The organism is Pseudomonas frederiksbergensis (assembly GCF_900105495.1).
Classification (GTDB): Bacteria; Pseudomonadota; Gammaproteobacteria; order Pseudomonadales; family Pseudomonadaceae; genus Aquipseudomonas; species Aquipseudomonas frederiksbergensis.
This window is the reverse complement of sequence record NZ_FNTF01000002.1, coordinates 3,018,684-3,031,631: the sequence shown is the minus strand read 5'-3', so window position 1 is coordinate 3,031,631 and position 12,948 is coordinate 3,018,684. Positions and strand designations below refer to the sequence as shown.

The window sequence follows — 12,948 nt, the reverse complement described above, 5'->3', positions numbered from 1 at the left end:
AGGTTAAAAAGTGATTGCCCTAGTCCGCCGGTTAACGCCGGCAGACCCTAAGGGCATGCTGCTGCAAACCCAGAATCATTTGCCGGCTTAAGGCGAGCTGATCTCGGAGGGTGAAATAATCCGGTCGAGCGTCTGCTGTGAGTTCGGCGGTGCCTGCATCAGCCAAGCGGCCGGCGCCGGGATCGGCGGGCACTGAGGCGGGACAGGTGGCGCGGATCCGCAACCGCTTAGTGCCATCGTCAACAGCGCGGCGCAGGTTTTGGTTTTCAGTGCGGACATGGATCAACTCCGTGGTGTTTCTCAGGTCGATCGCATCCCGCTCGGCGAGCATTTCGCCGCTGATGCGGGCCGCTTCACGCAGGCCTTTCGCTTCCCATTGCGCACTGTCGCGCTCGCGCCGGGCATCGTTGCGCTGATCGGTCACCCGATCGAACGCCACCCATGCGAGCAGGCTGGCCAGCAGTACAAACAGCACCAGGCGCGACGGGGAAAAGGTCATTTCAGGCACAGCTCCATCTCGGCCAGCCGGCGGTTGTGCAGGCCTTTAACGAACTGTTTGCGGCCCTGGGCATCGGTGACGAAAGCCCAGACCGGCGTCTTGCCATCCGGTGCCCAAGCCAAGGCCTTGCAGCCTTCGGCAACGCGGCCGGCGTTGATCAGCCCCATCGCCCGACTAGCGCAGGTGTTGGGCACACCAACGTTATGCGCATGACTGCTCAGGGCATCGAACGTGTTCTGGCCCACCTGCTGATTGGTGATGCAGTCGGCGAGCTGTAGCTGCCCTTTGCCGATCACCAGCTGCTCCACCTCAGCGCATCGAGCGTCTGACCAGAAGTCGCCGACCACCACCGGATACGGACTGGTGTGACGGGTGATGCCCTTGCACACAGTCGGCAGCCCACGGGCCAGATTGTCCGCGTAAACGGTGTTCTGTCCTTGGCCTTCCCAGGTGCCCAGAAACGCCAGCAACGAAGCGCTGACCAGGGCGATTGCACCGGCTTGAATCCGGCCGCGCAGGCTCATGGGAACCACACCCGCAGCAGTGCTGGCACGGCCATTTGCAGCACAGCGCCGACCAACGTCAGGATGGTCAGCAACCGTCCCACTTTGGAGCCGATCACGTTGACCGCCACGGTCAGCTTCTGCTGGCCCTGATTCAGCTCTGAGAGCTGGCCAGCCATGTGTTCGAACTGCTGTTCCAGTTTGGTGACACGCGTCGGCACGGTTTCGTGCCGATCTTCGATTTCACTCAACCGGTGCTCGATCACAGCCAGTTGTTGTTCCATCGATCCGAGGCGTAGGGCGTCTGTCGTCATCAGCGTTTACTCTGTTCGTGGCCGGTCTGGCACGGGACGCACCGCGTCATGCCTCCCAACGCCTGGCGCGCCGGCGGGATCTCGTTGTTGCAGTCCTGGCAGTGGGTCAGGCTTGGCCCGACCGGCCGTGGTTGCTGCAGCTGGGCTTTGATCGCCTGGTCACGCTGGCGTTGCTCCAGTTCCTGGGCGCGGTCGAACCAATCCACCATCAGCGCAGCCCCTCGATCTCGGCAGCGTTGAGGTACGGCACTCCGTTGATGTGGATAAAATCCGGGCTGGTGACGTCGAACGGCACCTTGTGTTTGCTCTTCTCGCCGCCTTTCGGATCGATCCCCAGCAGACTGGAAATCTTCACCTTGCAACCGAACGCTTCCACGCGCAGTTCTTCGTCCTCGCCGGCCTTGGCGAAGAACACCGCGTCAAAGGGCTTCAGCGCGCGGAAGCTGCCGGCCGATCGCGCCGCGTCGATCAGCAAGTTGAAGTTGGTGGTGTCCAGCTCGAACTCGCCGGCCGCCGCCACATCGCCATCCACGAAGCCATCCGGCACGCCCCGGGTTTGGGCCACCGCCGAGTTGTCGGTGATGTCCAGGGTGCAGTTCTCGACGTGCAGCGACAGGTCGCCCAGGCTCACGTCGAAGTTCTTGCCGCCAATTTTTGCCATGGGGCGTTACTCCGTTTTGTCGGTGGAAAGATCAAGGGCGATGTTCGCCGTCAGGTCTTTCGGGCAGTTGAGGGGTTTGAGCTTGATGTAGGCCGCGACCTTGGTTTTGCTCAGCCAGTTCAGCACCAGGTCACCGTCTTTCGGCGGCTCGATGTCACCGGGGAACACCTCGCCGTTGAACGTGGTGGACTTGGCCATCGCACGCAGGGGCGCCATCAGTTGGTTGGTGTTGACTGCCATGCTGTTGGGGGTGCTGTTCAAGCGGCGATCGGCCACGCGACGGATCAGCAGCGGACGAATTAGGCGTGCTGCCTTGTCGGTGATGCGCAGGTGTTCAACGACCTGAAAGTCACTCGCCGGGGTGTCGAGCATGTTGCCGTCTCCCCAGTACACGCCCTGGTAATCCGGGTAGGTCTGCGAAACGGAGAAGCGCGCCCGATCCAGCTCACTGCGCACCGCCGATGGCAGCGGGATTTTGTCGGCATCGATCGGCACCGGACCAAGACCCAACACGGCACCAGTGGCCACGCGCATCGGGCTGTCGGCAATGCTGACCGCCGCGTTGGCCAAGCGGCCGGCCAGCACGCCCAGGTCATTGCCGTGCAGTTGCGGCACCGGCAGGACACGCGGCGCTGCCAAGTCAGCGACCAGGGCTTTTTGCTCGGTGACGTATTGCGCCCAGGTCTGTTGCGCGGTGATGCCGACAGCAGCCGCCATCACGAACACGCGGCGGCCGTAGGTGTTGTTCAGGGCAATCGCCGCGTCATGCATGGCCGACAGCTCGGCGGCGGTGGTCACCGGTTTGGTGATTACCACGGCCTCCACCGAGAAGCCCTGCTGTTGCGCTTTTTCCAAGGCCTCGGACCAATTGCCCTCGTTACCGATCGGAGCGGCCACGCACGCCCAGCGCTGGCCACCGTTGAGACGGGCAGCAGTGATTTGGGTTTTCAGATCGCTGGCCGGAACGCCCAGTGAAGCGTCCAGGTCGCTGTCGGTGTTCAGCGGGATGAACTGGCCGACGTTCTTGCCGGCCGGGCCGATGAAAAGGAAGTAACGCTCAATCTCTGTCACGGCACCCTGGCCCAGATTGAGATTGTCGACGGTGACTTGACCGAGTGCCATGCAGTGCCTCGTTAGCGGGGTGAATGTAGGATTTGTTGCAACACCTGGTTAACCAGCAAGCTGGTGTCGCGGTCGGTGCTGACGCCGATGAACTGGCGTTTTGGAAGCGTGATTTCCCAGCTCTGCGCGCCAGTGGACTCGCTTCGCTCGTCATCCAGGATGCGGATCAACAGCCCCGCCTTGGCGTAGTTCACATGCTCTTGAATCCACGCCACTGACGGCCGGGTCAGCGTCTTTTTGCCCGCCTGGCGCACACGAAAGCCCAACCGGCGCAGGCGCTTTGCCTGCTTGTCGGTGGCGGCCAGGCCAGGTGGTGTTTTGTTCCAGCGGCGCATCTGCGCAGCGGTGCGCCGTTCACTGACGCCATGGTGTTGCTGTGCGGCGACCCAGCGGGTCAACGCGTTTTTCCAGCCCAGTTCGGCTTCGTCGGCACTGACACGGGTCACCACCATCAGCTTGGCCAAGCCGGCTTCCATCTTCTTTTTGCCCTTACCGGAACCCTTGCGTGCCTTGAAAGGTGAGCCGTCCAGGTTCTGCTGATCGCGCACGCGCTTGCGGCTCATGGTCCGTACACGCTTGGTCACGTTGTTCAGCAGGCGTCGGCGCAGTTGGGGCGGCAGGCTGAGCAGTGCCAGTTGCTCGCGCACGCCCAGGTAACCGCGTGCATCCAGTTCGAAGGTGCTACGCCCCGCCATGGGTAGCCACCTCGCCGCGTTCAGCGACCCACAGGTCAAATGGCACAAATGCCCAAGTCTTGCCGAAGGCCTGGATCTCGCCGGCCGGGTCTTCGGCCAGGTATTGTGGCTCGACGAATTCCAGCGTGATGTCCACGTCGGCCAGGTCGTTGTCCAGCATCTCGATGGCAAACAACGGTGCCGGCAACTCGTCCCGATCGCGGCCGGGATCGTTGGTTTCCAGCCAACTCCCGACCAGTGCCATCAGTCGCGCCGGATGGTCGGCGAAGCGCTCCAGCACGATCGCGGCGCGATAGCGCATATTGCCCATGTGCATGCCGTCCACGTCCGGCTTCCATACCAGCTCGAGGGTGACCTGTTCGGTCCAGCTGTCGAGCTGCTCAGTCGCCACCAACTGGCGTTCAATGAGGTAGGCCGTCAAAGCCTGGAGCTTGATCACAGCAGCGCCGCCGTAATGCGGCCACGGCCCTGCAGCGACCGAACGGCTTGCTGGCTGAACTCGAGGAAGGTCTCGCCACGCTCGGGCAGCTCTTTACCGGTGTTTTCCGCGCTTTCACGACGGGTCACCGTGGCGAACTGGGACAGCAAGCTTGCCTTGGCGCGGCAATACACGGCGCGCTTGTACGTCGCTTTGTGAAATGTGCGCTCTGGCAGCACCATAGGGTCAGCAGATTCCACGGTGGTGATGCCCACGTTCTGCCATTGGCCTTTGCGCTTGGCGAGATCTCGATTGACCTCGGTCATCGCCGTGGTCAGATCAGTGACCAGCATGTCTACCAGGTACTCCGCCGGCAGGCGGTAACCCTTCTGGAACTCGGCCACGGAGAGGTCCGGCCAGAAGCCGTCGTTCTCAATCGCCTGTTCCACAAAGGTCGTGGGTTTCCCGGAAAAGCTCATTGCTGGGCACTCGAATAGGGGCGGGAAAACTGTTTCAGTGGGTCAGGGCCATAAATGGTTGGCTCACATCCACAGTTTCTCGCCGGGGGGGTAGTCGGGTTATGCGGTGGCTTTGTTAGCCTGTTCTTTTGCCAGCGCCTTGCGGGCGCCTTCCAGGCGTGTGCCCACACCAACGGCGGCGTGCAGCTCAGTGGCGCGTTCAAAGTGGGTGATGGCCTTCGTCCACTCCCTGGCGTCCAGGGCGCGGATCCCAAGCAACTTGTGGTACTTGGCCGGGATCTGCTCAGTGAGGTTCCATTCGCCATCGACACGCGGCAACAGGTCGGAAACATACGGCTCTGGACTGCGTCCGGCCTTCTGCTCGGCCTCGGCCCACTCGATCACCGCATCCGCGACAAATGTCGGCACGTCGCGCCTGAAGCGCTCAGGCATCGGCTGGTTTTGCTCCATCGCGAAGTTCCCCAGATCAAGACCCGCTTCGAATTGCACGGTGTCGAACAGCCAGACCAGGACCTGCATCACTACCGAGTTCGGGAAACTCAATCCGGAATCGCGGTAGCGCTGCACGTAGTCCAGGTACTTGGGCAGCAGCTCGTCACGCTTGAGTTGCTGACGCAGTTCTCGGCTGTTGATGGCACTGACGCGTTCCAGGTCCTGTGCTAATGCGTCTTCCATCAGCTTCAGGTGTTTCTTGGCGTTGGCTGGGCTGGACAGCGCGGTGGCGGATGAATACACCACCGCTTCGGCACCGGCACGTGCAGCAGCTGCTGGGCCTTCGGCTTGAACGCGGCGCTTGTGCGCCAGTGCCAGACTCATCAGATCAACTCCACGTTTTCAGCGGCCGCGAATTTCTCCAGCTGCTCGATCACGTAGCCTTCGTTCCGGCCGTTGTAATCCTCGACGCGGGAGCGCTTCGGGTTCTCGAGCAGGTGACGACGCCAGCTGCTGTCCTGGAAGTAGATCGACAGGTTGTCCCAGCTGGTGACGACCACGGCATTGACCGGGAAGTGCGGCACGGTGAAGGTCGGCAGGCCGCCATAGGTCGCAATGACCTGGGCGCTTTCGATGCGTTCTTTCTCAGTGGGCTTACCGGCCTGGCTGGAATACAGCTTGGCTTTGTCGGCCGCCAGCAGATCACTGCCAACGATCGCCACCAGGTCGCCGCCATCACGGAACACGGAGCTGATCATTTGCTTGGTGTCGTGCACCAGGGCATCGAGGTTTTCGTAGTCGCCGCCGGCGCCGAGGGTGATTTTCCCAGCGACCGCGCCTTCGTGCAGGACCTGCTCAGGAATCTGCTCGCGAGCCAGCTGCAGCCAACCTTTGTTGACGTCCTGCAGCATCGGACTGGTGGCCAGATTGGTCTGGGGTGCTGCAGCAACGCCATGCCAGCCGATCATGATGCGATCGAGGGCAATCTGCTTTTGCACCGCCGCCGAGTAGCGATCGGCGAAGTCCGGGAACTTGGCCCAGCTGTCGATCTTGGCGAAGGGCAAGCCCACGTCGGACTCGGTGGCAAACAGCTCGTAACCCAGACCGTTGAGGTCAGAAACGTCCTTGGCTTCGCGGTCGGTGGTCTTGGTGTTGGTGCGGCTGGTCACAGGACCATTCACACCGAACATTACCTTTTGACCCTTGATTTCAGTGACCGGTACGACGTTGATGCGCTCGAGGAAATCGGCGCGCTCAGTGATCTTGTCGTTCAGTTCCTGGGCAATGCTCGGCTCTACGTTGAACTGGCGAGTCACGTCGACGCTGTAGGTCTCGGCGATCGCCAGACACAGGGCGGAGTATTGCAACAAGGCGCGATTGGAAAGAGATTGTTGGCTCATATCACAGCACCCGTTTTTTGGCGTCGGCTGGGCCGGTGGAGCGCGGCAGCTGACGACCTTGCGGGGTATTCGCCAATGTAGCGAATTGCTTTTGCAGTTGAGCCAGGCTAGCCAAAACGGCCTGGTTGCCGAACTTTTGGCGACTGAGGTTCTTTTCTTCCTCGGCCGTAGCGACGATCGCATCGACCGCCGTTTGTACGTCATCGATTGGCGCCTGGTCCGGCTCTTCCTCGGTGACGACCGGCTCAATCAACACTTGAAGGCCAGCGGCCACAATCATCAATTGCTCGATCAGGGCCTTCACAGCCTTGGCTGTAGCTTCATCCATTGGGGGTTTGCTCTCGGTGGGGGTTTGCGGGTCTGCTGGGGTTTCTTCGATACCGAAGCGCTTGAACAGCCCGGTGAACATGCCCAGGAGCTTGGTCAATTCGCCTTGTGGCTGGTCATCGCGTAGGGGACCAAGCTCGAGGGAGGCGGCGAAATACGCGGCCTTACTGGTCTTGTTCGAAAAGTAGAGTTCCTGAGTACCCAGGCTGGCCGGTTGATCGGTAACGCCCAGGCCGGTCAGATAGGCTTTGCCGGTGTTCGCGAAGTTGGGCGTGATCTCGATGCTGGTAAACAACTTCTCGCCCTGGTCGTTGAGCCACAGCAATTTGTTGTTAGGCTTCAACTGCGCCTCGAGGGCAATCTGTCCCGGGACCAGATCGTCGCCCTCTTCCACCAGGCGCACCGCGAAGACGGTGCCGTGGGAGCCCGGCCAGCGTTCGTGGTCGCACCAGATCACAGCCGTATACAAGGATGGTTTGTAGGTCTCAGCGATATCACGCAGTTCCTGGGGAAGGATCTCGCGGCCATCTACGGTCGGGCCGCTGGTGGCGACACGTTTCCAGAACGAAACAAGGGAACGGGGCATGGGCGATAACTGCGCTCAATCGGTGATTTGAGCCGCCACGATATGCACCGTCAGACCACCAAACAAACGGTTCACTTTTGCGTTGGTCCTATTTCGCAGATATAGGTTGAACACGGATTTTAACCCCGCGTTTCCAGCGTTTTCGCCGCATAGACTGCGGCCATGCCATACGCCCCCGAACTAAAAGAAGCCGCCAAACGCCTCTATTTACGCCGCTGCAAGCCGCGTGAAATTCAGGCGCAATTGTCCCTGCCCAACATCCGAATCATTTACTACTGGATCCGCCAGGGTGAGTGGGACGACATGCTGTCGGATGAAGAACCGCTGACCGCTGTTGGCCGGAGAATCACCCTCCTCCTCGACAAAACCACGTCGCTCACCAAGGGCGATCTGGATGAACTCGATCGCCTGACCACCGTTCGCGATCGCCTGTTGAAGCAATCCGTGAAACCGGCGTCGGCGCCGATCGGCGATCCGCCGGCGGACGATGGCCAGCGCAGAGAAGGACAGCGCAACGAACGCCGGGACCGAGGCGATCGCGGCGACAAGGGAGGTAAGAAACGCGAGAAGAAAGCCAAAAACGAAGTCGGCGAGCTGACGGAAGTGGACTTTCTCGACAAGTTCATCAGCAAGATGTACGGCTACCAGAAGGAGCTGTTTGCCGCCAAACAGAACCCGCTGACGAGTCGGATCCGCAACATCCTCAAAAGCCGCCAGGTGGGCCTGACCTACTACTTCGCCGGCGAAGCATTCATGGATGCCGTGCTGACCGGCGACAACCAGATTTTCCTGTCGGCCAGCCGCGCCCAGTCCGAGATTTTCCGCAGCTACATCATCTCGTTCGCTCAGGAATGGTTTGGCCTGGAGCTGACCGGTAACCCGATCGTGCTGAGCAAGGACGGCAAGCCGTGGGCCGAGCTGCGCTTTCTCAGCACCAACAGCAGCACTGCCCAGGGGCACCATGGCCACGTCTATGTTGACGAGTACTTCTGGATCCGCGACTTCGAGAAGCTGAACACCGTCGCCAGTGCCATGGCCACCCACAAGAAGTGGCGCAAGACTTATTTTTCCACCCCCAGCGCGGTATCGCACCAGGCGTACCCGTTCTGGACCGGCGAGAAATTCCGCAACAGCAAACGCAAAAACGCCAAGGATCCGTGGCCCAGCGAAGCCCAAGCCGCGGCCGGCACGCTGTGTCCGGATGGCCAATGGCGCAAGGTCATCACCATCCTCGACGCCATTGCCGGCGGCTGCGATCTGTTCGACCTCGAGCAGCTGCAGCTGGAGTACGACGAGGACAAATTTCAGCAGCTGTTCATGTGCAAATTCATCGACAGCACGCAAAGTGCCTTCTCCCTGGTCGACCTCGAACGCTGCTACTCCGACCTGTCGTTGTGGACCGACTACGACCCGGACGACCCGCGTCCATTCGGTAACAGCCCGGTGTGGATTGGCTACGACCCGAGCCGCACCCGCGACGACGCCAGCTGCGTGGTCATCGCTCCGCCGCTCGAGGACGGCGGCAAGTTCCGGATCCTGGAGAAACACAGCTGGCGTGGGCAGTCGTTCAAGTACCAGGCCGAACAGGTCAAGAAACTCACCGAGCGGTTCAACGTCCAGCACATCGGCATCGATACCACCGGTATCGGTTACGGCGTGTTCGACCTGGTGCGCGATTTCTACCCGCGTGCGACCTCGATCCACTACAGCCTCGAAACCAAAAACACCCTGGTGCTCAAGGCGCAGGACACGATTCAGGGCAGCCGCATCGAGTGGGACGCCGGCTGGAACGACATTGCTCAAGCGTTCTTGACGATCAAGCGTGGCACCACCGGTGGTGGCCAAGTCACCTACAGCGCATCGCGCACCGACGCCTCCGGTCATGCCGACATCGCCTGGGCGATCATGCATGCCCTGGCCCACGAACCCCTCAACACCAACAAACAGCGGCGCAGCCGCTACACACTCAGCGGACCAAGTACCCATGGGCAAACCAGCAAAAAACCAGCCGCAAAAACCAGCACCAGGTCCGATGCGGGCGTTCTCATTCGGTGCACCGGAACAGGTCCTGACCGAGAACATCGGGCATTACCTGGGCGTATTCGCCACCCACGACGGAAAGACCTACACGCCGCCGGTGTCACGCCAAGGCCTGGCCAAGCTGCTGCGCGCCAACGCTCACCACGGCGCCATTCCCGGGTTCAAGCGCAACTTACTGCTGCGTGAGTTCATTGCTTCAGAGGGTTGTTCGGTTCAGACCATGAGCCGTGCCGGCTTGGATTTCATGGTGTTTGGCGAGGCGTACTTTCAACGCAACCGGAACGCCTTCGGCCAAGTACTGGAAATGGAACATCTACCGGCAATCAACATGCGGGTCAGGGTTGGTGGCGGGTTTGTGATGCTGTTGCCGGACGGCAAGGAGGTGGAGTTCGAAGAGCATGAAGTCGAGCATGTAATGAACTACGACGTGGAGCAGAACATTTACGGCGTGCCCGACTACCTGGGCGGTATGCAGGCGCTGTTACTCAATGAGGCCGCTACCCTCTTCCGCCGCCGCTACTACAGCAACGGCGCGCACGCCGGTTACATCTTCTACACCAACGATCCGAACCTGACCGAGGAAGACGAGGAGTCCCTACGCGATCAAATCAGCGCGAGCAAGGGTGTGGGTAACTTCCGATCGATGTTCGTGAACATCCCGGGCGGCGCCGAAAAGGCAATCCAGATCATCCCCGTCGGTGACTTTCAGGCCAAGGACGAGCTGGAGAAGGTCAAGAACATCACCCGCAACGACGTGATCGCCGCGTGGCGTATGAACCCCGCGTTGGCCGGCATCATTCCGGAAAACAACGCTGGCTTTGGCGATATCGAAAAGATCGATCGCGTGTACACCAGTAACGAGATTCGGCCGATCTGCCAGCTGTTCAACCAGCTGAATGACACGTTGCGCGAAGACAGGCGATTCACCTGGAGAAAACAAGAAGAAGCAGTTGATTCCACCACACCCAGTACCTAGCTAAGAGAATGGCACTACATATTGTGGCAAACTAGTGGCGATTGGCTGCCCTGGGGAGGGACACAATGCGAGTTGAATGCAAATGCGGACACAAGGGACGGATCGCTTCACGCGAAAAGCTATCCACGGATTTCGCAAAGCTTTACTGCCAGTGCCTGGACGCAAAGTGCGGGCACACCTGGGTGGCGAACCTGACGTTTTCGCACACGCTCAGTCCGTCGGCTCAGTCATTCGAAAGGATGTTGTTCGATCATTTGAGGGAAATGCCCAAGGCGAAACAGCGGGAACTGTTCGAACAGCTCGGGTCACAAGCCGTTGCGTAAAATGCAGGTCGCCGCTCCAATGGAGTCGGCGACTTAATCTCTAAATTATGAACGGCCTATCAACATCCAGACGACCTCTCTGGATTAATGACCAGGACCTCGGCCAATCGCTTTAGTTGACGCTGTTCCCCTTCGGCCAATTGCCGGTAATAACAGATCAGGCGACGTTCGGTTTTCGTCAATGGCGACCTTTCAAGCTCAACCATTTCGTTCAGCCGTTCTTCGACTGCTGTGCGATCCAACATGCTTACTACTCCATAAACTGCATTGCTGAATCGGCGTTATCGGGGCGGGATCTGGCTTTGGAACGAGGGGACGACGAATACTGCGCATGCTTTGTTACAAGTTAATTCTGCTGTCGAGCAGCATCATCGGCCATCGCTTTCAGAAATCTACGGATCGCTTCCTGGTCGCCCGGTGTGATGCTCCTATATTGGGTAATCAAGCAGTCCTCAACTTCGGAAAGTGCCTCATTAGTTAGCGTGGTGCGGACCCCATTGATGATAAAAGCCACGTCAAAACCCAGCTCGCGAGCAGCCAGACTCAGGTAAGACGCTGGAGCATCGCTTGCACCAGATTCGTAATTCCCTTGAGTGCGTTTTGAGACGCCAAGTTTCTCGGCTAGCTGATCTTGCGTCAGCCCAGCTTGAGCGCGCAATTGTCGGAGACGGGCGCCAATCTCTTCAGAAAGAGTCAATATTTTTCCACTCGCATATTTACAATGGCAGTTTTTTGCCACATCCTGCGTCTGTCATCACACGAAAACGCAAGGAATTGCACTATGCCCAACACAAGCATCACCGAGCAAGCTCGGCAACAAGCGCGTGAAGCTTTAGAAAAGCGCGGCCAGACCGCGAAGAACTTTGCTGAATTGCACAACCTGAATCCCAGCACCATTTACGCGGTGCTGAGTGGACAAAGCCATTGTCGCCGTGGGGAGGCACATCGCGCCGCCGTACTACTTGGCATCAAAGACGGCGTGATCGAACAGTAATGGCAGTGGACTACAGGGAAAAGCAGAAGATGAAGAACTCAGTTCTAAAAACTCGGCGACAGGTAGTCAGTGCAATTATTTGCGCCTACCCAGGTGGACGTGAATGTGCGGCAGTTCGAATCGGTCTGTCACTCAAAAAGTTCGATAACCACGCCTACGAGAACAACAACAGTCGTCCACTGACAGACGCTCAGATCTATCAGCTCGAACTCGAGACAGGTACGACCTTTTTACCCGAATACGTCGCTGCCATGTATGGCGGCATGTTTGTTCCCGTAGCCGAACCTGAGTCACTGGACAACGTCGAGATGTATGCCCGATGCGTCCACGCCGCCGCTAAAAAGGGCACCGTTGACCACCTCATTGCCGAGGCACTGAAAGATGGAATCATCAACGACACCGAGGCCGAAGCCATCCTCCATGCAGACACCTTGCACCTGGCGGCCCGGCACGCCGAGGTTCTTGCCGTCATCCAACTGCACGCGTCGCAGGCGGGGAAATCCAAATGACTCAGTTGCCTGCAGGACAGGAATATCAAGACGTACTCAAAGCCGCAGCGCTTGTGTTCTTGGAACGCCACCACTGCGAACACCTAGGCGACGATCAACAGTTGTTCGACCGCGCCGTGCAGCACTTGGTCAGCGACTATGACGTGCTGACACAGACAGCTGAAAAACTGGTGCATTTAGCCTGCAGCGATATGTCCGCCGTCCGAGATCGGCAGCGCCTGGACATCGTCAGCAGCACGTCGACGCACACCGTCATCATCGACCCCGCCACAGGCAATGCCTGGGCAGTTCCGGTCAGTCTGATTTACGAACGCATTCTCAACGCACCGGACAACGGTCGTTTCCGCGTAGTCGCACCGTAACTCCCAACCAATAAACCGCCTGTCCCACCTCCGTGGGTTTGGGTGAGCTGCGCCCGAAATCGAGGTTTAACGATGGCAAACGCCGTAATTGTCACCACTCAACTGCCCCCCGCAGAGGCCGAAGCATTGTTGGCCAACCTGCGTGAACAGTATCGCTTGAGCCTCAACGAACACTGGTATGCCGATCAGTTCCGCCTTGTTGCGGACGGCCTGCGCCACGGCGCAATTCTCGCCCACATTCCGGTGATGGCTGCGCAAAAACGCCTTATGGCAGCCCTGTCCCACAGCCTCAAAGCAGTGAAGTAACC

At 59.5% G+C, this 12,948-nt stretch carries 20 protein-coding genes; 7 read left to right on the top strand and 13 right to left on the bottom strand.

Translation table 11 applies throughout. The features are described from left to right. Positions 1-31 precede the first annotated feature (31 nt). The 12 genes from BLW70_RS14265 to BLW70_RS14210 form a co-directional block, all read right to left on the bottom strand. Positions 32-499, bottom strand: a complete 468-nt coding sequence (locus tag BLW70_RS14265; protein WP_074874934.1) for a lysis system i-spanin subunit Rz — start codon at positions 497-499, stop codon at positions 32-34. Next, entirely contained in the window at positions 496-1,023 is a 528-nt protein-coding gene (locus BLW70_RS14260; RefSeq protein ID WP_074874932.1) for a lysozyme, read from the bottom strand. The genes BLW70_RS14265 and BLW70_RS14260 overlap by 4 nt, the downstream gene beginning before the upstream one ends. After that, a complete protein-coding gene (locus tag BLW70_RS14255; RefSeq protein ID WP_074874930.1) occupies positions 1,020-1,316 on the bottom strand; it encodes a hypothetical protein in 297 nt (98 codons plus the stop codon). Before BLW70_RS14255 ends, BLW70_RS14260 begins: the two co-directional genes overlap by 4 nt. Next, positions 1,316-1,525: a TraR/DksA family transcriptional regulator gene (locus BLW70_RS14250; protein WP_074874928.1), complete on the bottom strand. Its 210-nt coding sequence runs from the start codon at positions 1,523-1,525 to the stop codon at positions 1,316-1,318. The genes BLW70_RS14255 and BLW70_RS14250 overlap by 1 nt, the downstream gene beginning before the upstream one ends. Continuing rightward, the gene (locus BLW70_RS14245) at positions 1,525-1,977 is read right to left on the bottom strand and encodes a phage protein (protein WP_074874926.1); all 453 of its coding nucleotides are present in this window, start codon (positions 1,975-1,977) and stop codon (positions 1,525-1,527) included. Before BLW70_RS14245 ends, BLW70_RS14250 begins: the two co-directional genes overlap by 1 nt. Before the next feature lie 6 nt (positions 1,978-1,983). Then, positions 1,984-3,099: a DUF2586 domain-containing protein gene (locus BLW70_RS14240; protein WP_074874924.1), complete on the bottom strand. Its 1,116-nt coding sequence runs from the start codon at positions 3,097-3,099 to the stop codon at positions 1,984-1,986. Positions 3,100-3,110: 11 nt separating this feature from the next. After that, entirely contained in the window at positions 3,111-3,794 is a 684-nt protein-coding gene (locus BLW70_RS14235; RefSeq protein WP_074874922.1) for a phage virion morphogenesis protein, read from the bottom strand. Beyond that, entirely contained in the window at positions 3,781-4,233 is a 453-nt protein-coding gene (locus BLW70_RS14230; RefSeq protein ID WP_074874920.1) for a phage tail protein, read from the bottom strand. The genes BLW70_RS14235 and BLW70_RS14230 overlap by 14 nt, the downstream gene beginning before the upstream one ends. Next, on the bottom strand, positions 4,230-4,691 hold the full coding sequence (locus tag BLW70_RS14225) for a head completion/stabilization protein (RefSeq protein ID WP_074874917.1): 462 nt from the start codon (positions 4,689-4,691) through the stop codon (positions 4,230-4,232). Before BLW70_RS14225 ends, BLW70_RS14230 begins: the two co-directional genes overlap by 4 nt. Positions 4,692-4,790: 99 nt before the next feature. Further along, positions 4,791-5,507 (bottom strand): phage terminase small subunit, encoded by a 717-nt coding sequence (gpM, locus tag BLW70_RS14220; protein ID WP_074874915.1) that lies wholly within the window; start codon positions 5,505-5,507, stop codon positions 4,791-4,793. Continuing rightward, positions 5,507-6,523, bottom strand: coding sequence for a phage major capsid protein, P2 family (locus BLW70_RS14215; RefSeq protein ID WP_074874913.1), 1,017 nt, complete (start codon positions 6,521-6,523; stop codon positions 5,507-5,509). The genes gpM and BLW70_RS14215 overlap by 1 nt, the downstream gene beginning before the upstream one ends. A gap of 1 nt (position 6,524) precedes the next feature. Beyond that, positions 6,525-7,436: a GPO family capsid scaffolding protein gene (locus BLW70_RS14210; RefSeq protein ID WP_074874910.1), complete on the bottom strand. Its 912-nt coding sequence runs from the start codon at positions 7,434-7,436 to the stop codon at positions 6,525-6,527. Positions 7,437-7,598: 162 nt separating this feature from the next. Here BLW70_RS14210 and BLW70_RS14205 point away from each other — a divergent pair, with 162 nt between their 5' ends. The 3 genes from BLW70_RS14205 to BLW70_RS14195 all read left to right on the top strand — a co-directional run bounded on the left by BLW70_RS14205 (position 7,599) and on the right by BLW70_RS14195 (position 10,775). Continuing rightward, positions 7,599-9,662, top strand: coding sequence for a terminase large subunit domain-containing protein (locus BLW70_RS14205; RefSeq protein WP_074874908.1), 2,064 nt, complete (start codon positions 7,599-7,601; stop codon positions 9,660-9,662). Beyond that, a complete protein-coding gene (locus tag BLW70_RS14200) occupies positions 9,574-10,452 on the top strand; it encodes a phage portal protein (RefSeq protein ID WP_083383371.1) in 879 nt (292 codons plus the stop codon). Before BLW70_RS14205 ends, BLW70_RS14200 begins: the two co-directional genes overlap by 89 nt. A 65-nt stretch (positions 10,453-10,517) precedes the next feature. After that, positions 10,518-10,775 (top strand): ogr/Delta-like zinc finger family protein, encoded by a 258-nt coding sequence (locus BLW70_RS14195; protein ID WP_074874904.1) that lies wholly within the window; start codon positions 10,518-10,520, stop codon positions 10,773-10,775. Between the two features lie 346 nt (positions 10,776-11,121). Here the strand turns inward: BLW70_RS14195 and BLW70_RS14185 are convergent, their stop codons facing one another. Beyond that, positions 11,122-11,472 carry a helix-turn-helix domain-containing protein gene (locus BLW70_RS14185; protein ID WP_074874900.1) on the bottom strand — a complete coding sequence of 117 codons (351 nt, stop codon included), beginning with the start codon at positions 11,470-11,472 and terminating at the stop codon, positions 11,122-11,124. Positions 11,473-11,556: 84 nt separating this feature from the next. On the opposite strand from BLW70_RS14185, the gene BLW70_RS14180 reads away from it, so the two are divergent. The 4 genes from BLW70_RS14180 (at position 11,557) to BLW70_RS14165 (ending at position 12,946) form a co-directional block, all read left to right on the top strand. After that, positions 11,557-11,769, top strand: a complete 213-nt coding sequence (locus BLW70_RS14180) for a helix-turn-helix domain-containing protein (RefSeq protein ID WP_074874898.1) — start codon at positions 11,557-11,559, stop codon at positions 11,767-11,769. 29 nt (positions 11,770-11,798) lie between these two features. Further along, the gene (locus BLW70_RS14175) at positions 11,799-12,278 is read left to right on the top strand and encodes a YmfL family putative regulatory protein (protein ID WP_328586412.1); all 480 of its coding nucleotides are present in this window, start codon (positions 11,799-11,801) and stop codon (positions 12,276-12,278) included. Then, entirely contained in the window at positions 12,275-12,640 is a 366-nt protein-coding gene (locus tag BLW70_RS14170; protein ID WP_074874894.1) for a hypothetical protein, read from the top strand. Before BLW70_RS14175 ends, BLW70_RS14170 begins: the two co-directional genes overlap by 4 nt. Positions 12,641-12,712: 72 nt before the next feature. Next, positions 12,713-12,946: a hypothetical protein gene (locus tag BLW70_RS14165; protein WP_074874892.1), complete on the top strand. Its 234-nt coding sequence runs from the start codon at positions 12,713-12,715 to the stop codon at positions 12,944-12,946. Positions 12,947-12,948: the final 2 nt, after the last annotated feature.